Annotated in this window: 15 protein-coding genes; 6 read left to right on the forward strand and 9 right to left on the reverse strand. The window is 40.0% G+C overall.

Annotation, left to right across the window (positions count from 1 at the left end):
• Positions 1-44: 44 nt before the first annotated feature.
• The 3 genes from KV40_RS19825 to KV40_RS19835 all read right to left on the reverse strand — a co-directional run bounded on the left by KV40_RS19825 (position 45) and on the right by KV40_RS19835 (position 4,227).
• A complete protein-coding gene (locus KV40_RS19825) occupies positions 45-1,820 on the reverse strand; it encodes a fatty acyl-AMP ligase (protein ID WP_036485290.1) in 1,776 nt (591 codons plus the stop codon).
• A gap of 186 nt (positions 1,821-2,006) precedes the next feature.
• Positions 2,007-3,719: an ABC transporter ATP-binding protein/permease gene (locus KV40_RS19830; RefSeq protein WP_036485293.1), complete on the reverse strand. Its 1,713-nt coding sequence runs from the start codon at positions 3,717-3,719 to the stop codon at positions 2,007-2,009.
• Positions 3,720-3,735: 16 nt separating this feature from the next.
• Positions 3,736-4,227: a low molecular weight protein-tyrosine-phosphatase gene (locus KV40_RS19835; protein ID WP_036485295.1), complete on the reverse strand. Its 492-nt coding sequence runs from the start codon at positions 4,225-4,227 to the stop codon at positions 3,736-3,738.
• Between the two features lie 191 nt (positions 4,228-4,418).
• On the opposite strand from KV40_RS19835, the gene KV40_RS19840 reads away from it, so the two are divergent.
• Both KV40_RS19840 and KV40_RS19845 read left to right on the forward strand, forming a co-directional pair.
• Positions 4,419-5,825, forward strand: a complete 1,407-nt coding sequence (locus KV40_RS19840) for a lipolytic protein G-D-S-L family (protein ID WP_036485296.1) — start codon at positions 4,419-4,421, stop codon at positions 5,823-5,825.
• Between the two features lie 21 nt (positions 5,826-5,846).
• Positions 5,847-6,323, forward strand: a complete 477-nt coding sequence (locus KV40_RS19845) for a VOC family protein (protein ID WP_036485297.1) — start codon at positions 5,847-5,849, stop codon at positions 6,321-6,323.
• A gap of 58 nt (positions 6,324-6,381) precedes the next feature.
• Here KV40_RS19845 and KV40_RS19850 read toward each other — a convergent pair whose 3' ends face one another.
• The 3 genes from KV40_RS19850 to sfsA all read right to left on the reverse strand — a co-directional run bounded on the left by KV40_RS19850 (position 6,382) and on the right by sfsA (position 9,006).
• Positions 6,382-7,407 carry an ADP-ribosylglycohydrolase family protein gene (locus tag KV40_RS19850; protein WP_036485298.1) on the reverse strand — a complete coding sequence of 342 codons (1,026 nt, stop codon included), beginning with the start codon at positions 7,405-7,407 and terminating at the stop codon, positions 6,382-6,384.
• 80 nt (positions 7,408-7,487) lie between these two features.
• Complete coding sequence (locus KV40_RS19855; protein ID WP_036485299.1) at positions 7,488-8,147, reverse strand: hypothetical protein; 660 nt, start codon at positions 8,145-8,147, stop codon at positions 7,488-7,490.
• Positions 8,148-8,265: 118 nt separating this feature from the next.
• Positions 8,266-9,006, reverse strand: coding sequence for a DNA/RNA nuclease SfsA (sfsA, locus tag KV40_RS19860; protein WP_036485302.1), 741 nt, complete (start codon positions 9,004-9,006; stop codon positions 8,266-8,268).
• A 295-nt stretch (positions 9,007-9,301) separates the two neighbouring features.
• Between sfsA and KV40_RS19865 the strand changes: the two genes are divergently transcribed.
• The gene (locus KV40_RS19865; RefSeq protein WP_036485304.1) at positions 9,302-10,780 is read left to right on the forward strand and encodes a folate/biopterin family MFS transporter; all 1,479 of its coding nucleotides are present in this window, start codon (positions 9,302-9,304) and stop codon (positions 10,778-10,780) included.
• A 106-nt stretch (positions 10,781-10,886) separates the two neighbouring features.
• Here KV40_RS19865 and KV40_RS37010 read toward each other — a convergent pair whose 3' ends face one another.
• A complete protein-coding gene (locus KV40_RS37010) occupies positions 10,887-11,012 on the reverse strand; it encodes a hypothetical protein (protein ID WP_256381151.1) in 126 nt (41 codons plus the stop codon).
• Positions 11,013-11,325: 313 nt separating this feature from the next.
• On the opposite strand from KV40_RS37010, the gene KV40_RS19870 reads away from it, so the two are divergent.
• A complete protein-coding gene (locus KV40_RS19870) occupies positions 11,326-12,504 on the forward strand; it encodes an L-dopachrome tautomerase-related protein (protein ID WP_036485308.1) in 1,179 nt (392 codons plus the stop codon).
• Positions 12,505-12,672: 168 nt separating this feature from the next.
• Here the strand turns inward: KV40_RS19870 and KV40_RS19875 are convergent, their stop codons facing one another.
• Positions 12,673-14,274 carry a YcjF family protein gene (locus KV40_RS19875; RefSeq protein WP_036485311.1) on the reverse strand — a complete coding sequence of 534 codons (1,602 nt, stop codon included), beginning with the start codon at positions 14,272-14,274 and terminating at the stop codon, positions 12,673-12,675.
• A 583-nt stretch (positions 14,275-14,857) separates the two neighbouring features.
• On the opposite strand from KV40_RS19875, the gene KV40_RS19880 reads away from it, so the two are divergent.
• Positions 14,858-15,499: a DUF3747 domain-containing protein gene (locus KV40_RS19880; RefSeq protein ID WP_052055787.1), complete on the forward strand. Its 642-nt coding sequence runs from the start codon at positions 14,858-14,860 to the stop codon at positions 15,497-15,499.
• 417 nt (positions 15,500-15,916) lie between these two features.
• Positions 15,917-17,485 (forward strand): ferredoxin--nitrite reductase, encoded by a 1,569-nt coding sequence (locus tag KV40_RS19885; protein WP_253274326.1) that lies wholly within the window; start codon positions 15,917-15,919, stop codon positions 17,483-17,485.
• 159 nt (positions 17,486-17,644) lie between these two features.
• Here KV40_RS19885 and ychF read toward each other — a convergent pair whose 3' ends face one another.
• Positions 17,645-18,736: a redox-regulated ATPase YchF gene (ychF, locus tag KV40_RS19890; protein ID WP_036485315.1), complete on the reverse strand. Its 1,092-nt coding sequence runs from the start codon at positions 18,734-18,736 to the stop codon at positions 17,645-17,647.
• Position 18,737: the final 1 nt, after the last annotated feature.

An 18,737-nucleotide genomic window follows, 5' to 3' on the forward strand; every position in this document is an offset into this window, starting at 1 on the left:
ATGAGCTTCTAACGATAAACAGCGAGATTGGCTATTAGTGGCTATCAGTCTACTGGTAACGAACCTAAAGTTCCCGCTAAAAATCCCTTACGGCAAATGTGACGTTGGATCTTGCCGCTGGACGTTTTAGGAATACTGCCAGGTTTTAATAATAGAGTACGATGTACCTGTAGATCGTGATTTTTAGAAACCTCGCGACGAATCGATTGAATTAATTCTCGGGCATCGATATGTTTGTCGGCTTCTGGTTTGCCATTGGCTTTAGCATTAGCACGATTGCTACTCCAATAGTAACGGTCTACTTCGGCTAAGATAATTAACTTTTCTTCACCTTCAATATTTACCGAAAAGCTGGCAGCGCAACTCGGTCTGATCGACGAATTGCTCTCTTCTACAGTACGTTCGATATCTTGCGGATAGTGATTGCGACCTTTAATAATAATTAGATCTTTGTGACGACCCGTAACAAATAACTCGCCATTCTCCATGAAACCTAAATCTCCAGTGCGGAGAAATCCTCCCTGCTGGAGATCTTGAAGATAGGCATTAAAAGTACGTTCTGTTTGTACGGGCTGATTCCAATAGCCTTCAGCTACACTCTTACCAGCTACCCAAATCTCTCCTACTTCTCCTGGTTGACAAGCGATATGAGTTTCGGGATTGACAATGGCGATTTTTTGATCTGGCAGACTTTGTCCGCAACTAACTATAACGCGAGCGTTTTCCGAATCAGGATGAGCGATAATAACTTGATTTTGCTCTAAAGCTTTGCCTGTTACTGTTTTAGTAGTTACCCCCTCTGTTGTCGAACCTCCAGAAATGATTAAAGTTGCCTCTGCCATACCATAACAGGGATAAAAAGCAGAACTCTGAAATCCATAGGGTGCAAAAGTCTGACTGAATTTAGCAATCGTTTCGTAGTTTATTGGTTCGGCACCGTTAAAAGCAATCTGCCAACTGCTGAGATCGAGTCCAGTGGCTTGTTCTGGTTTAAATTTGCGCACACAGAGGTCATAGGCAAAATTAGGTCCGCCACTAGTAGTAGCTCGATACCGCGAAATAGCTTCCAACCACCGCATGGGGTTTTGCAAAAACATTAGGGGAGACATCAACGTAACTGGAAAATCTCCGTACAAAGGCTGTAAAATACCGCCAATTAACCCCATGTCGTGATATGGAGGCAGCCAAATCACACCTCGGCTCTCAGCCGAATGGCGAAAGGAACGATAAATTGCTTCTAGGTTGTGTAGTAAATTGCCATAGGCTATTTTTACACCTTTAGGTTCGGCAGTAGAACCAGATGTGTACTGTAAAAAAGCAATTGTATCGGCAGATAACTCTGGTTCTTGCCATTGGTAGTCTTCGTTAAAGCGATCGCTTGCCAGCCAGCGCAAACTTTTAAGACTGGGGGAACTATCTAATTTACGTTCTAAGTTGGTTAAGATCGAATGAGTAGTCAGAGCTACAGTAACTTCAGCATCTTGAATAATGCTCTGTAGCCGAGAAGCCGAACGATTGGGTCGTGGAGGGTAAGCGGGAATAGCAATAACCCCAGCATAAAGACAGCCAAAGAAAGCCTCAATATAATCTAGACCAGGAGGATATAACAGTAAAACCCTTTCTTGAGGACGACAGAAAGATTGAAGATAAGCGGCAATTGCTATAGCTTTTCGCTCTAATTCTCCGTATGTAAGGCTAATTGCTTCAGTTTCTCCATCGACTAATAGAGTGTAAATGGGTTTGTTTGGTCGATCGCTCGCCCGATAATGGAGAATATCGACTAAGTTAGCTGCTTTAATCGTATTTTTTAGACCACTCATTCACTTTTGATTTTTTAAATCAATTTACACCATATCTTATTCCTTGAAACCTCAAATGAAAAATAAAGTGTTTGCCCTCGCTAGTAAAAATCATACAGATATCTAAGTTACATTAACTGTTATTAGCCAATTGAAACTTATGTGACACCTTGTAAATAGTCAACTTCTTATCTAATAAGCTCTGTTTTACGAAGATAACTGAGAAGCATCTTTTAACTGCCAATGTTCTCCTTCAGTCATTTCTAAAACTAGATGATGATATTTAATTAGGGTAGGACGATGACCGACACTTACATAAGTAGTTTTGCTTTGCTGTAAATAAGAATACAAACCTTCCTCATTTTTAACGTCTAAAGCACTTGTAGCTTCGTCGAGAATGGCATACTGGGGTTGGTTAATTAAAATTCTGGCAAATGCCAGTCGCTGCTGTTCTCCTAAAGAAAGAACTTCAGCCCAGTCTCTTTCCAAATCGAGTCCGCCAAAACGTTCGGCTAAATCGGCTAGATTGACTACCCGTAAAACTCTAGCAATTTCTTCATCGGTAATTTCTAAGCTGGGATGGGGATAGGTCAACTGGCTACGGAGAGTCCCCAAAATCATGTATGGTTTTTGAGGTAAAAACAGCATTTTTGACAATGGCGGACGATAAATCTCGCCAGTACCAGAATTCCACAAACCAGCGATCGCCCTAAGTAGAGAACTCTTACCACAGCCACTCGCTCCCATAATCAACAAACCCTGTCCCGTATTTAAATTTACGGTCAAGTCTCTAACTAGAGTTCGCTGATAATTAGGGGTTTGCAGGGTCAAATCCCTCGTACCGAGTTGGTCTTGTTTTATAGTGTCGATAGTAGGACGGTCTGGAAGTTTAGTCGCAGTAAGCTGTTGATGGCGATTTAAATAATCTTCAAGATCGGCAAGCCGTTCGATTCCCGCAGCAAAAGCAGTAAGAGTTTGGAAGCGATTTACGATTATGTTTAAAGAGGCAAAAACGCGAGCAAAAGCTATTTGAGCTTCAGTTACTTTTCCTACTTCAAATTCTCCAGAAAAAACGCCAGGGGCAACAACAATAGCAGGAATAATGTAGGGAAAAAATTCATAAGCATTAGTAAATAATCCTAAATACAATTCTCGCCAAATAATTAATAAATTATAATTACGAAAAACTTCAGCAAATATAAGTTTTAGCTTATTATTTTCTTGTGTCTCTCCTTGATAAAAAGCAATAGATTCTGAATTTTCTCTAATTCTTACTAAGCCAAATCTAAAATCTGCTTCTTTTCTAAGCTGAGCGAAGTTGATTTTGACCAGCTTTCTACCAAATATACCTACGGTTATTAATGTTCCTGCTATTGCATATACAATCAAGATAAAAACCAAGTTAGAAGAAATATTCCACAAAACAATACTGAAGGCAAGAACTTGAAAAATAGAGTTAATTATAACTAATAGAAATAATAAAGACTCTTGAGTAAAACTTCTGACATCTTCGGCAATACGCTGATCTGGATTGTCTATATCTGTGTTGAAGTTACCTAGTTCGTAAAAAGAACGATTACTTAAATAACGATTTAGAAAGTGATGGGTCAGCCATCTGCGCCAGTAATTACCCACTCTTTCTTGTAAATAATTAAATCCTGCAAACAACGGCACATATAAAATAAGTACGATGAGAAAGGTTTTAACAGTATTCCAAAATCGATCTACATCTTTTGCCGATAAAGAAGAAATTATTTCTCCCTGGGTTTGGGTCAAGATAACGCTGAGTTGCGTATAAGCAATTAGTAAAACAAAAAGTACACCTATAAGAGTTAGCGCGCCTTTTTTCTCGTTCCCTAGCCAGTAAAGTTTGGCAATACCCCAAAATCTTGAAAAAATTCGGAAATTAAATCGATTCATTACGTATTGAAATAAGCTATTGTTTGTTTTTGTAGTCTTCTGAATTAACTACATAATTTAATAAACCTTCACAAGCATCAAATAATAAATCTACTACCCACTCGAAACCTTCCGAACCACCATAATAAGGATCGGGAACTTCGCGCTCGCTATGATTTTCGGCAAAATCACACATTAGATATATCTTGTGTTCGTATTTACCTTCACGGTCTAAATATAAAATGTCCTGGTAATTTTCCCGATCCATAGCTAAAATCAGGTCAAACTGTTGAAGATCGGAGGGTTTTAATTTGCGAGAATGACCTTGAAGCTGCAATCCTTTTTGCTTGGCTGCGGCACTCATACGGCTGTCGGGAGGCGCACCGATATGATAGCCAGAAGTTCCTGCCGAATCACAGCTAATTTTATTTTCTAAACCCGATTTTTCGATCAGGTGATTCATAATGTTTTCTGCGGAGGGAGAGCGGCATATATTACCCAAACATACGAATAGTAGTTTATAGGTCATAAATACAATAAATGTTATTTTAGTTGGCTGTTTTGCGAACGATAACTAGTCAGAGTAAATGTATCACAGAGTTAATAGCAAACTGCGAAAACGAGTTAGGGAAAAGTATACCGTAATACGGTCGGAGCATGACAAGATTTATCTATCAGATTTTTAATCAACACTTGTAAACAATAAAAATAAGTCGATCTATGGTCAAACGACCTAAAAAACAACTAATTTTTGCTAAGCGTACCTCTAGGCGAGAGCCAAAATTGTCTTGGTTGTGGACAATTGCGTCGGTAATTTTATTTCTTCTGGTTTTAGAACTTTTAACTCGTGTTGTAGTCGATGTTACTGGCAATAGAGCCAAGTTTACTCAAGCTCCAGTAGAACCAGATTTGGCTAGAGCCTATCAGCTAAAGTTTGTCAGCGAAACAGGTGAACCTTACGAAACTTTGGAAAACGAAGGCTCTCTGGTAGCCAAACGCAGTTTATCTGTAGGTTATCAACTAGAAGCATCGCAAAATAGTCAGTATTGGGAAATCAATCAACAAGGTTTTCGCGATCGCGAACCAGTTTTAACCACTAAACCTAAAGACGAAATTAGAATTTTTGTTATTGGCGGTTCGACAGCTTTTGGTTATGGCAGTTCTAGCAACGAAACTACAGTTGGCGAGTATTTAGAAGCCAGATTACAGCAGCGCATACAACAGCAACAAGATCTGCCAAAATTTTATCAACCAGATAGCTTACCAGTAGAACCCAAGCAACGCGAAGCAGCCTTAGTCAAACCAGCCAAAATTAAATCGGGACAATATCGAGTAATTAATGCTGCCGTTCCTGGTTATGCTTCTGGTAATGAGTTGGCACAGTTAGCCTTACAGATTCTCAACTACAATCCAGATATAGTTATTGCCTTAGATGGCTACAGCGATCTCATGCTTAATAGCAACGAAAAAGCTGTAGATATACCCCAATTAGAAGAGTATCTCGATAATGGATTTGCTTATTTTAAAGCTTATGTCAGCCGATCGCTGGAGCCTTTAGAAAAAAACAGCTATCTGGTGCAAATCGTTCAAAATAATTTGTTAGATCCCGAAAATTCTCAAAAACCAGACTTTTATCTTAACGACGAACCAGACGCATTAGTAAACTATTTACCCGAAGATGAAGCAGAATTAGCAAGTAGGGTCGATCGCTACTATAATAATCACCTGCAAATTCTTAAACTGTGCGCTGCTGCGCAAATTCCCACGATTGTTGCTACCCAACCAGAAATCACGGGACAAGATCCCAGTCGGCTTACTGAAGCGGAAGGAGCGATTACTACTCAGTTAGGTAGAGAATATATTCAAACAGTCAAAAATATTTATCCTGAATTTATCGCTGCCAGTCAAAAATTAGCTAACACTTTTCCCTCTAATGTTAGAGCCGTTGACTCATACAATCTTAGCGATAAATATCCCTCTCCCAGCTTTATCGATCCGACCCATTTAACTGATGAAGCCAATCAACAGCTTGCCGAACAGCTATATTATGCTGTTGCGGCATTGCCAAAGCTGCAAATCGAACCCAGCAAACCTCCAGTCAAATCTCAATCCAAACGAGGGAACTAGACCGAGCGCTCGCCATCAATAATGGATAATAAAGAAAAACAAGTTAGCCTACCAGAAACAGCACTACATCTCAAACGTCCCTGTCTGGCGGTATCCGATCTAGACCGCGCTTTAAAGATTTATTGCGATATTTTGGGGTTTCGCCTCGATTACCGTAGTGCAGCCGATGCCGACTCTTATTTGTATACGGTATTTAAATTTCCCCCTCATGCTCAACTTGCTTTTGCGGCATTAAGTACCGAATACGAACCGCGCTCTTTGGCACTTACAGAAGTTAAAGGCATCGAACTTCCTCCTCCTAGTCCTCCCTATCGTCAGGGTACGGTACTGCGAGTCCCTGAAGTAGCTTCGATAATTGCCCAAATTCGTCAATTAGGCTTAGAAGTAGTGCGAGCCAATACTTTTACCGCACCGCCAAATTTGATTTTTACCGAACAGGCTTTTCACGATTATGACGGGCATCTGATTATTTTATATGACGTAAAGACTGAGAATTGAGTAGCGCGATTTTTTAATATAGTTGCCCCCCAAACCCCAATTCTGGGGGAGAAAATAATTAATTACTCAACAACTTTTCTATCAGTGAATGAATCTGTTTAGGATGAAAAAAATCTGGACGGGGATGCTTTCCCTGTCTGGTATCGCAATTTAAAATGCGATCGCGCATTGTTTGGGGAATCGATTCTGCACCACAAGCCGCACCAATTAAGCCACCGACGATACAGGCATTGGTATCTGTGTCGCCTCCTCCTAATAAAGTTTCGGCGATCGCAGTTTGATAATCCGAACCTAAAAGTAAATGCCTAAAAGCCTGGGTAAAGGCAATTTTAATAAAGCCAGCTTGAGGATAATAGGGGACATTGCGGTTATTTGCCGCATCGTCGAGCCAACTGCTGACTTCTGCTCGATGCCGTTCGGAAAAGCTATTTTCCGTTTTCGGATTTTGAGAATCTAACCAGGATTTGGCACTTTCAAAAGCCCCAACGCAATCGCCCGAATAATCTAGTAAATGTGCGATCGCAATACAGTAACAGGCAACAGCATAACCACAGCTAGGGTTAGGATGAGACAAAGCCGAATCTTGTCGAGCAAAATCAGCTAGTTCGTCTGTAGCTAAATCTTTACCCCAAATAGCCAGTGGCGTAATTCGCATTAAGCTACCGTTGGCTTTAGAACCCATACATTGCTTCGCTGCTGCCGTCTTCATTGTCGCAGCGTAACCTTGTTGCTGAAATATTTCTCGCCATTGAGGTTGTGAATACGAACCGAGAGAGTTAGAGGTGGTTATACCGACATCAAAAGGATTGGAATCGACCCATTTTGCATAATTACGAGCGATCGCTTCTAAATTAAATTTTTCACTTTCAGCTAAAGCCTTTGCCTGACAAAGAGTTAACTCACCATCGTCAGTAATTTGTCCTGGTGCTACTCCTATAACTCCGCCACCAGGCATCGACATCGCCCAAGTAACCTCTTCTATATTGGGAGCGCGTCCTAAAAATTCTAAAGTCGCACCAGCAGCATCTCCTACTAATGCTCCTAGTAAGCAACCTAATGCTTTATCGTAAGTGTTTTGATTCATTTTTTATTATGAATAATAATTTTGCTGAATTATTGAGTCGGAAATTATTATTTAAATTTTTATTTTTTTTAAAATTACTTTTATTCAGTGTTTTTTCTTCTTTTCCATATTTGATAAATTGTTTGAGGAAGCCAGAAAGGAGAAAATATGATAGCTCCTACTAAAACTAGAATTATAAACGGCAACCAGATAGTAAAAACTAGATAGGATTGTATTTCACCTTTAGACACATATCCCATCATTCTTCCCATAAAACCAAATTTATCCCAAGGCGGAATTGAGGTCATACTTTGCAAACTCGATTCCATTTTTTCTAGACTATCATCAGACATTTTAGATGCGTCAGAGACGTAAGAGTACAAAGGATCGTCCTCTGATAGATCGAGTTCTTTAGATATTTTGAACGTTTGCTGCTGTGCTAAAAATCCTTCGCGAACTTTACCGTTAAAGGGATAGACAAAGGCAAGCTCTATCAAAGTATAAACTTGATACTTTTTATTGTCTGTTTCTCGATAAATTTCTAAGGCTGTTTCAAAATCGAATAAAGCTGGTTTATATTCTTTAAGCTGTGAGTAAGCTTTTCCTCTTAAGAAAAAAGCATAACCATCGCGATCGCTATTATTGATAATGTAATCTAAATGATCGATGGCTTCCTGGTATTTTTGTCGTTCTAACTGCTTTCTAGCTTCTTGGATTAAGCGATTATGTTCTTCAGAAAAATCATTATTTTGCTGAGTCATAGTTATATGAGCTTTTAAATAAATCGCGTAGATTAATTTTGCAATCGCGTCTTATAACTCAATTATAAATAGCTAACAAATTAATTTAAATCCCCCATATTTGGAGGATTCAAAGGGCTTATTTAATAACTTCCGAAGGTCTATCTAAAACCAATTCTGCCAATCCTAAATAATTAATTCCTTGTGGTGTAATTTCAAAGCGATAGGGTAATATTTCCACTCCCATTGCTGCTGCTTGTCTTAATAATTGGGCATATTGCGGATCGCAGCGATCGCTTGGCGCAAATTTATCGCAGTCGCTACGATTGATAAAGTAAAGCATTACTGGTTTGGCAGCAGGTAATAGTGCCATTAATTCCTGTAAGTGTCTTTGTCCGCGAGTAGTTACTGTATCGGGGAATAAAGCCAGATTGCCTTCTGAAAGGGTAACGTTTTTGACTTCTACATATAAAGGCAGTTGGTCATCATTTCCTGTAAGTACAAAATCGATACGGCTTTTTTTATCTTTACCATAGGGAACTTCCGATCGTACTTTAGTATACCTTCCTGCTAGTTCGGGTAACAGTTGTTGTTGCAGAGCCGATTTAATTACGCGATTGGGCAAGGCGGTATTAATACCTACCCAAGTATTGTCAACCAAAATTGCTTCCCAAGTATAAGCCAGCTTGCGTTTGGGATTGTCGCTTTTAGATATCAAAACCGAACTTTCAGGAGTGCAAACTCCTGTCATTGGTCCTGTATTTGGGCAGTGAGCGGTAATGATTTCTCCTGTAGCTAGCTCGATATCTGCCAAAAAACGTTTGTAGCGTTTGATGAGCGTGCCAGAAATTAGCGGTGGATAGTTATAGATATAGGTCATTTCATTTAGCAATGAGTAATGAGCAATGAGCAACGGCTCGGTAAACACTGTTCAATGATTGCTCATATTGCGATCGCCCGAACAAAATTTGATTTTAAACCTTTACTGAACTTTTCAGTTGAATAGACTATGGAATAAATTCAATCTGTTCCCCGTTCCCTATTCCCTAATAAAAAACTAATATTGTCTACCCAATTGAAAACTGCTGTAAGCTTAAATCCAACTTATAGCCGAGAGACGTTACCAGTACAATTGCCTATTATTAAGTAATAGATATAAAACTTTAACAAAATACATGACCGACTCTTCCTTTGAGTTAAAAGATTTCAAACAACTAGTACGAGAAAAAGTTTTTCTGGGTTACGAGATAACTCCCGAACTGATAGGCATTCTGACGGTTTATTTCGTTCAAGGAATTTTAGGTTTGGCACGTTTGGCAGTCAGCTTTTTTCTTAAAGACGATTTGGGCTTGTCTCCTGCTGAAGTTGCTGCCCTTACTGGTATTGCTTCTCTGCCCTGGATAATTAAACCCGTTTTTGGTTTTTTATCTGACGGCTTGCCTTTATTTGGCTATCGTCGTCGCCCCTATCTCATCTTATCGGGGTTGTTGGGTAGTGCTTCCTGGTGGGCATTAGCCAACCTCGTTCATAGTGGTTTGCAAGCAACCGCAGTAATTTTGCTGACCTCTCTTTCTGTAGCAATTGGTGATGTCATCGTCGATTCTTTAGTTGTAGAAAGGGTTAGAAAAGAATCTTTAGGAAGAGCGGGATCTTTGCAGTCGTTGTGCTGGGGAACTTCGGCAATTGGAGGTTTAATTACTGCCTATCTTAGCGGTTGGTTGTTACAGCATTTTAGTAACAGTGCCGTGTTTGAAATAACTGCTACTTTTCCTTTGCTAGTAGCAATAGTTGCCTGGTTAATTTCAGAAGAAAAAATAGTTTCAAATGATAATGATGAAGAAGAAACAGAGTCTGTAGTTACAGTACAGGTAAGGCAACTCTGGAAAACGATGAAGCAAAAAACTATTTGGTTGCCCGTCGCTTTCTTGTTTATTTGGCAAGCCACTCCTACGGCAGATTCGGCGTTTTTCTTTTTTACTACTAATGAGTTGGGTTTCGAGCCAGAATTTTTGGGCAGAGTGCGTTTGGTAACTAGCGTTGCTTCTCTGATTGGTATTTTTATTTTTCAACGCTATTTAAAAACTGTTCCTTTTCGCTCTATTTTAGGTTGGAGTACGGTTATTGCCGCTGGTTTGGGCATGACAACTTTATTATTAGTCACTCATGCCAACAGGGCTTTGGGAATAGACGACCACTGGTTTAGTTTAGGCGACAGTTTAATCCTTACGGTAATGGGACAAATTACCTGGATGCCAATGATGGTATGGTCGGCTCGCCTTTGTCCGAAGGGAATAGAGGCAACTTTGTTTGCTTTGCTGATGTCGATTTGGAATTTATCGGGTCTGCTATCCCACGAATTTGGAGCGATATTGACTGCTTGGTTGGGAGTTACAGAAACAAATTTTACCAATATGTGGATACTGGTAATAATTACCAATCTTTCTACCTTGCTTCCCCTGCCATTTTTAAAATGGTTGCCAGCAGATAGCACCGAAGATGTATCTGAAACTAAAAGTAGTTCTCTCCCTCCATCCGAAGCTCCAGACCATCACGGTTTGGGTTCTTTGATTGAAACTAAGTTAATGCCCGACCTCGTACCAGAATTTGTAATCGATATGTTTTCTAAGCAAAAATCAGAAGATTCTCAAAAATAATTTACAGCTTATAAATACATTCTTAAACTTCAAAAAAGACAAAAAAAAAGAGGTGTCATCTCTTTTTTTTGTCTAATTTTGTTTTTTGAGTAGTAACTGGCAAAATTCAAATCCATCCCAATAGACTACCAATAACTACGCCAATACCTACTCCTGCAAAACCACTGAACAGGTTTACAAAAAGATCCCAATCGGAACGATTGCGTAGGTCAAATGCTTTTGTTTGATTCATGATTAATTAAGCTCAATTACAAAATAAACTATTAACTTTATTTTTAATTCTCTCTAGATACTTTACTTCTGTGTTTTTACGAAAATGTGAAAAAACCTTAAGAATTTTTCTCCGTATAAATATATAGATTTTGGTATAAATACTCAAACAAAATTATTTTGTATTCGATTTTTATGTGTGGCGATCGCCAAAAAGACTCCTTTATTAATTCTTGAAGGAAGAAAAAGAAATATCTTTCTTCAGACAATAATTCAAATGGCAAGATAGCTTGTATATCTGGTATTGTGTCCGATAGTAAATAATTGCTGATTTTATGGTTAAGTTTTGGCGTTCTCTAGTTTTGCTCTCGGTAACTGCGGTTCTATTCTGGTTCGGAAAAGATGTAGCAGCACAGTTGAGCGAATTGCCGCAGTCTCAGACTGTTGGTGAATTAGAAATAGTAGCAACTTTTGAGGGGGCAATGCCTACAGGTGTAACCGTATCTCAGCAAGGGCGTATTTTTGTCAACTTTCCCCGCTGGGGAGATGATGTTCCTTTTACGGTAGGAGAAGTTGTTGGCAATGGGGTAGTTCCATATCCTGATGCCGAAATAAATTCCGATAATCCTCAGCTACAAAACTATCTAGTATCGGTGCAAAGCGTAGTAGTAGATCCTGATAATCGCTTATGGATATTAGATACTGGTAGACCTTTATTTAAACCTGCTGCTTATGGAGGAGCGAAGTTAATTGGTGTAGATTTAGAAAGCAATAGCGTCTTTAAAACTATTTTGTTTCCAAAAGATGTAGCTTTACCCACAACCTATCTTAATGATGTACGTTTTGACCTTACTCGCGGAAAGGAAGGAATGGCGTTTATTACCGATTCTTCTCCTGAAGGCACAAATGGAATTATTGTCGTCGATCTCGCCTCTGGTAAAAGCTGGCGAAAGCTAAATAAACATCCTTCGACTTTAGCCGAACCAAATTTTGTACCGATAGTAGAAGGCAAACCGTTACTAAATCGACCTGCTGATGGCGAACCCAGCTATATGACAATTGGTGCCGACGGTATTGCAATTGCCAATGATGGGAGTAAGCTTTACTATAGCGTTCTCTCTGGTAGACATCTTTATAGCGTTAGTCTAGACGCTTTAGCTAATAAAAATTTCGGTGATAAAAAAGTTGCTGCTACTGTGGAAGACTTGGGTGCAAAAGGTGCTTCTGATGGTTTAGAGTCAGACTCACAAGGACGCATTTATATTACCGACTACGAACATAATGCTATTCGTCGGCGATCGCCCCAGGCAATGGCTGGTAGTGATGAAACTTTAGTGTACGATCCTCACGTACTTTGGGCAGATACTCTATCTCTAGCAACTGATGGCTATCTTTATTTCACCGCCAATCAGCTACACAGACAGCCTGGTTTTCACAATGGCAAAGATCTAAGAAGAAAACCCTATAGCCTGTTTCGTATTGCAGTTAATGCACAACCAGTACTTTTGAAATAATTTATAAGTTAGGTACTAAGAACTAGGTACCAGGCACTAGGCTTTAAAGAATTGGAGCAGGATACTTAGGACAAGGATAAAACAAGTCGGACAAAAAAATCTCCCTGCTCCCTGCTCCCTGCTCCCTGCTTCCTTGCTTTTACTGCTTTCACTGCTTAACTGAATTAACTACTCCCAATCATCTGCCAATTCTGCCTGCATTTCTTCAACTTCTATCTCTTCTTCTGCCAATTCATCATCTTCTTCATCTCCCCAGGCTTCGGACATTGGCTGAACTACTTTAGAAATGGCATCTTTGACGAACGATTTAATAAATTCATCGCGGCGACTCAATTGAAACTGTCGCTGTACGACTTCACTTATACCGCCATCCCCCCAATCAAGATCGCGTTTAAAGTATTCTACAAAGCTTTTGCCAGCAATACGGGTTAGATAGGCTGCTGAAACTGCCTGAATAGCTTTGCCTACTACATAGGTTGCGACATGAAACTGTAGGGCTTTAGCTAATAAATCCACTGCACCTTTAACTACTCCTAAACTAACTAAAGTTTTTCCCAAAGACAGGGCTAATTCTTTACCTCGTTCGGTATCTAATTCCACACCATAAATTCTGCCAATTTCGACCACCATTTGAGCGTTTACTGCTGCCGTTGCCAACATATCTACAACTGGTAAGGGTGTAACGGCAATTACTCCCGCTCCAATCCACTGATAGCGAACGATTATCTTTTCGGCTTCTCTACGTCTTTGGCGATCGATAATTTTTCTGGCTTCTTCTCCCAAACGATGAGACTGCAAGAGAATGTTATCGGCGATTAAATCTTCTCCTTCTGCCCTCAAAACAGCTACCAGTCTTTTGATTAGAGGCACGATTTCAGCTTCGGGTTCGATTATTTCTCCCGTTGGTAATTGAACTGGTTGGGGGTTAGCAGCGATCGCAATCACGTCAACAGGAGCGATAAAAGATTTTACTCTTTCTTGGAGTCGCGCCAGGATAATCTCTTTATCTTCATCGGCATAGAGATCGACTTTATTAAATACCAAGAGCGATCGCTTGCCAATTTCGGCTAGAGTTTTTAAGGGTTCGTATTCGGACGAGCGCAAATCGTTATCGACGGTAAACACCAGTAAGTCTGCTTCTGTTGCTAGCTGCCGGGCTAATTCTCCTCGTTCGGTTCCTGCTATTCCTGCTTCTAAAATCCCAGGAGTGTCGGTAATTAAAATTTCTCTAGCTACGCCGTTTAACTTCAGGCTGTAAGTTTCGCCTTTGGTAGTAGTTCCCATCGTCGAATTTACATCCCCAACTATTTCGCCAATCAATGAATTGACTAAAGATGTTTTGCCTGCCGATCCCGTCCCAAAAACAACTACTTTTACCTCACCTCGTTGTAAGTCAGCTTCTATTTGCTGCGATTTGCTTAATAAAGCTTTTTGAGCGATGGTATCTTGTATTTGCCCGACTTGTTTTCTTAAAGCCTTGAGATTTGCGGCAGCGACTTGGGTTTTTTGTTCGGGTATTCTAACCTGGGGGCGGCGTTTGCGTTTCTTTCTTCTAGGGCTTTTAGTAGTATATCGATTTAAATAGTAGATAAAGCCAGCAATTAACAAACCAATTAGCAAAATTAGCAGCAGCAGCAGTAAATTTGCCAACAGCGGCGCGGTAAAAGAAATTTGGATATAAAGTCTGTACAGAGATGTTACCAGCCAGATCGATAGCCCCAGAATTACACTAAGACCCAAAAATAGAGACAGTAGGCGAAATAAAGGCATTATTTAGGGAGTGATTACCGTTAACTAAACCAAATGTGATCGACTACTTCTAATTTATCGAATACTTGCTAGTTAAATCTTAAAACTATTTTCAATCGAGTAATCTTAAAATGCCAACTGCCAAAATTTTGCCTCTTGAGTTACGTAGTTGAGTTTTTAAAGAGAGTGGATATTAAAAATAAAACTACAGTTTTCCAAGCGAACGGGATTTAACTATCTTTTATACTCATTGCATAGATTTGTCTTCAGTAATAATGCGATCGAATATTAGCAACTACTGACAAATTTATCTGGGTAATTTTCGGATATTAAATATTTTTACTTTAAGTAAAAAGTAGTAAGTAGCCTTAAAACAGCTACATTAAGCAAAACTTCGGCAATTTAACTTTATTAAAAATCCAAAAAACAGTAAATTTACCGATCGCGATCGACAATTATTCAGACTATATTGCAGTAGTAGTCATCGAGTTTAATTAGTAGTAATTAAACTTTGGTAATAATTACCTAAAAATTTTTTTTTGTGAGAGGAGTGAATGGTTATTTGCGTCTCCTAAGAACCCAAAATTGAGATTCAAGGAGATTCATGAAGCTTTCACCAGTATTGCAACTATTTATTGTTGCGGCAGCTATTGCCAATTTTGTTCCTACAAAAGCCGTCCGTGCCGTATCTTTTGGCGAACGTGAAGTAGATTCGAGTAAGTTTGCCATTGTGGCAGCACCCTATCGACACGGTCATAACTTGATGATCGTCGAGCAAATTCCCGATCAAAAAAAGTGTTGGGAAGAAGTAGGAGCTAATCCTACGATAATCGACCCTTTATTGCTCAATTTTGATTTCACCAATGCCTGCAAAAGAAGTTCGGATAGCAACAGCTATTCGATTCGCCTCGACGGTGAGGATTATGGCATGGATTATTTATTGAGTGTAATAGAAAAAGATGGCGAGTTAAATCTAATTGGCACCCACAGAGATCCCGAACAACCAGAACTAATTATTGGTAAAACTCACGGTTTAGCTGATGGTTCTCTAAAGATCGATCTCAATCCTGGCTGGAGTTTGACCAAGCGTACCTACGGAGACAAAACAACCGAGCATATCTACTTAAGCTATACTGATTCTGCGGCAACAGAGTCGGCAAGTGAAATCACTGCGTCTCCTGTCGCGGATTCAAGCTCCGCGACCCGACGCGCTAAAGGCTGTAATGTAGTAGGTACGGCTCGATAAACAATAAACGATCGAATTTATTGTATTTGACTAATATTACCACAACTTATTTTATCCACAAGTCAGAGTAGCCTGCCGAATGCAAGTTGCTCTGATTTTTCGCTGGATAGTATCTATCTCTCGCTTTATTATGTGAAAAATAGCGATGTTTAATATTACTAGAAGCAAACAAAAATAACTTATTTGTGACATTTAAGTAATTTAAGAATTGTATTATTTTCTACATATTTATCTTGCCTGTTCTTTTAAACTAACCGTAGATAAAGCAGATTTAAGCAGCAAGCTTTAAACAGCAAACACAAAAGATTTACCTACTTTAAAATCAGGCGCATAGTTTGCGAAGGCAAGGAAATAATATTTTTCCTCTCAATCTGTTTGCCAAATGACTAAATTTATCTGTCATAGGAGAACAAAATTGTGAGTAAAAACAAACTCAACAAAGTCGAACAAGCAAAAGCAGAAAAGCATCCTCTACTATACAAACAAGATTTAAAACATTTTGCTGAAATCGGTTGGGAAGCATTAGAAAAAGAAAACGAATTTGCCCTGCAACACGGTTTAAAATGGCTTGGCTTTTTTCATCGTCCCGTAACACCAGGCAAGTTTATGCTGCGGATGCGGACTCCTAACGGAGTTTTAACTAGCGGACAAATACGAACTCTAGCTGACATCGTACAGCGTTACTGTTCTGGTTCGGGATTTCAAGATCGAGGCAATGCAGACATTACTACCAGACAAAATATTCAACTGCGGGGAATGAGACTCGAACATATTCCCGAAATCATCGACCGACTGCGAAAAGCTGGTCTAACGAGTATGCAGTCGGGGATGGATAACGTTCGCAACATTACGGGTTCTCCAGTAGCAGGAATCGATGCTGCTGAATTAATCGATACGCGGGGTTTGGTACGCAATCTTCAAGATATGATTACCAGTAATGGTGAAGGTAATCTCGAACTAAGCAACCTACCTCGGAAATTTAATATTGCTGTCGCTGGAAGCCGCGATAATTCCGTTCATGCCGAAATCAACGATTTGGCTTATCTTCCTGCCTATAAAAATGGCAAACTCGGATTTAATATTCTCGTTGGCGGATATTTTGCTCCAAATAGTTATGTTGAAGCAGTTCCTTTAAATGCCTGGATCGCTCCTGAAACTGCCGTACCTCTAGCCGAAGCCGCATTAATTGTCTATCGAGATAATGCCTCGCGCTCGAAAAGAATGAAGTCTCGTCTGATGCATCTGATAGAAGATTGGGGGTTAGACAAGTTTCGAGTAAAACTCGAAGCACAGTTAGGACATTCTTTAGAAACGGCAGCAGAAAAAGATGAAATAGACTGGGATAAACGCGACCACATTGGAGTTTACCAGCAAAAACAGCCAGGATTGAACTATGTAGGACTGCACGTTCCCATCGGACGTTTGTATGCCGAAGAAATGTTCGATCTGGCGAGAATGGCAGAAGTCTACGGCAATGGCGAAATTCGACTTACGGTCGAGCAGAACTTAATTATTCCCTACATTCCCGATTCGCGTTTGGAAACTTTTTTAGAAGAACCGCTAATTGGCAAACGTTTTGCGATCGCACCAGAACCTTTGCAGCGATCCTTAGTTTCTTGTACGGGTAGCGAATTTTGTAATTTTGCCATTATCGAAACTAAAAATCGCGCTCTGCAATTAGTTCGAGAGTTAGAGGCAGAAATAGAAGTACCCAAGCCAGTGCGTATCCACTGGACTGGTTGCCCCAACTCCTGCGGTCAACCGCAAGTTGCCGACATTGGCTTGATTGGTACCAAAGCCCGTAAAGACGGCGAAACTGTCGAAGCAGTAGATATCTGGATGGGAGGCAAAGTCGGTAAAGATGCCCATCTGGGAAAAGAGATTATGAAAAAAGTTCCCTGTGACGAACTTAAAGAAGTGCTACAAAATCTTCTTGTCGAAAACTTTAAGGCTCGACTTCATAAACCAGCAGAGGTAACGGCTTGAGTTCAGAGATTTTCCCGCTAGATATCAGATTTTATCTTTAAACTTTTGATAAGGGTAAATAAATGATTGATTTTAGAGGTTGCGCTTCTCCCCCTGCTCCTTCTGCACCCCTGCTTCCCTTGCTTAACTAAACCTATTAATTATAGAGTTGACAGACTACTAGCCTCCTACCCGAAACTCAATTACATCACCTTCTTCAACCACATAATCTTTACCTTCAAAACGAATCAAACCTTTTTCCCTAGCTGCAACTTTAGAACCAGAGTCTACTAAATTTTGATAGCTAATAGTTTCGGCTTTGATAAATTTTTTTTCAAAATCAGAATGAATTACCCCCGCAGCTTGGGGAGCTTTAAGCCCTGCTACAATTGTCCAGGCGCGGGTTTCTTTCTCTCCTGTAGTTAAATAGGTACGCAAACCAAGAAGTTCGTAGGTAGCTTGAATCAGAGATTTGAGTCCTCCTTCGGCAACACCTAAAGCGGCAAGATAATCAGTTTTTTCAGCTTCTGATAGTTCGATTAATTCTGACTCTACCTGTGCCGAAACTACCACTACTTTGGAATTTTCAGTAGCAGCAAACTCTTTTACGGCTTGTACCCAGTCGTTGCCCTCAGCCAGATCGTCTTCGGAAACATTAGTAGCGTAAATCACGGGTTTATTAGTTAACAAACCTAAAGGCGCGATCGCTGCCGACTCTTCTTCGTTCAGTTGCACTTGTCTGACAGATTTACCTTCATTAAGGAAATCAGCAAGCTTTTCTAAAGCTACCAGTTCGGTTTTGGCACCTTCATCTTTTTTTGCCTGTTTGCGGACTCGTTCGATACGTCGTTCGATTTGAGCGAGATCTGCTAGAGATAATTCCAAATTAATTATTTCGATATCGCGAACGGGATCGACCGAACCTGCGACGTGAATGATATCATCGTCGTCAAAACAGCGAACGACATGAACGATCGCATCGACTTCTCTGATATTAGCCAGAAATTGATTGCCCAATCCTTCTCCCTTACTCGCACCCGCTACCAAACCAGCAATATCGACAAATTCAATTCGCGTCGGTACGATTTTTTCCGAACTGGAAATTTTTGCTAAAACATCCAAACGCTCGTCGGGTACAGAAACCACGCCAACATTGGGTTCGATCGTACAAAAAGGAAAATTGGCAGCATCTGCCTTAGCGTTAGCAACCAAGGCATTAAACAAAGTAGATTTGCCGACGTTAGGCAATCCCACAATTCCAGCTTTTAACATC

This window comes from Myxosarcina sp. GI1, assembly GCF_000756305.1.
GTDB lineage: Bacteria > Cyanobacteriota > Cyanobacteriia > Cyanobacteriales > Xenococcaceae > Myxosarcina.

Bases quoted from the DNA above. Each gene is read 5' to 3' on its own strand.
- KV40_RS19880 (WP_052055787.1), top strand. From the start codon at position 14,858: ATGAAGCTTTCACCAGTATTGCAACTATTTATTGTTGCGGCAGCTATT.
- sfsA (WP_036485302.1), bottom strand. From the start codon at position 9,006: ATGACCTATATCTATAACTATCCACCGCTAATTTCTGGCACGCTCATC.
- KV40_RS19875 (WP_036485311.1), bottom strand. From the start codon at position 14,274: ATGCCTTTATTTCGCCTACTGTCTCTATTTTTGGGTCTTAGTGTAATT.
- KV40_RS19825 (WP_036485290.1), bottom strand. From the start codon at position 1,820: ATGAGTGGTCTAAAAAATACGATTAAAGCAGCTAACTTAGTCGATATT.
- KV40_RS19830 (WP_036485293.1), bottom strand. From the start codon at position 3,719: ATGAATCGATTTAATTTCCGAATTTTTTCAAGATTTTGGGGTATTGCC.
- KV40_RS19850 (WP_036485298.1), bottom strand. From the start codon at position 7,407: ATGAATCAAAACACTTACGATAAAGCATTAGGTTGCTTACTAGGAGCA.
- KV40_RS19835 (WP_036485295.1), bottom strand. From the start codon at position 4,227: ATGACCTATAAACTACTATTCGTATGTTTGGGTAATATATGCCGCTCT.
- ychF (WP_036485315.1), bottom strand. From the start codon at position 18,736: ATGTTAAAAGCTGGAATTGTGGGATTGCCTAACGTCGGCAAATCTACT.
- KV40_RS19855 (WP_036485299.1), bottom strand. From the start codon at position 8,147: ATGACTCAGCAAAATAATGATTTTTCTGAAGAACATAATCGCTTAATC.
- KV40_RS19865 (WP_036485304.1), top strand. From the start codon at position 9,302: ATGACCGACTCTTCCTTTGAGTTAAAAGATTTCAAACAACTAGTACGA.
- KV40_RS19870 (WP_036485308.1), top strand. From the start codon at position 11,326: ATGGTTAAGTTTTGGCGTTCTCTAGTTTTGCTCTCGGTAACTGCGGTT.
- KV40_RS19845 (WP_036485297.1), top strand. From the start codon at position 5,847: ATGGATAATAAAGAAAAACAAGTTAGCCTACCAGAAACAGCACTACAT.
- KV40_RS19840 (WP_036485296.1), top strand. From the start codon at position 4,419: ATGGTCAAACGACCTAAAAAACAACTAATTTTTGCTAAGCGTACCTCT.
- KV40_RS37010 (WP_256381151.1), bottom strand. From the start codon at position 11,012: ATGAATCAAACAAAAGCATTTGACCTACGCAATCGTTCCGATTGGGAT.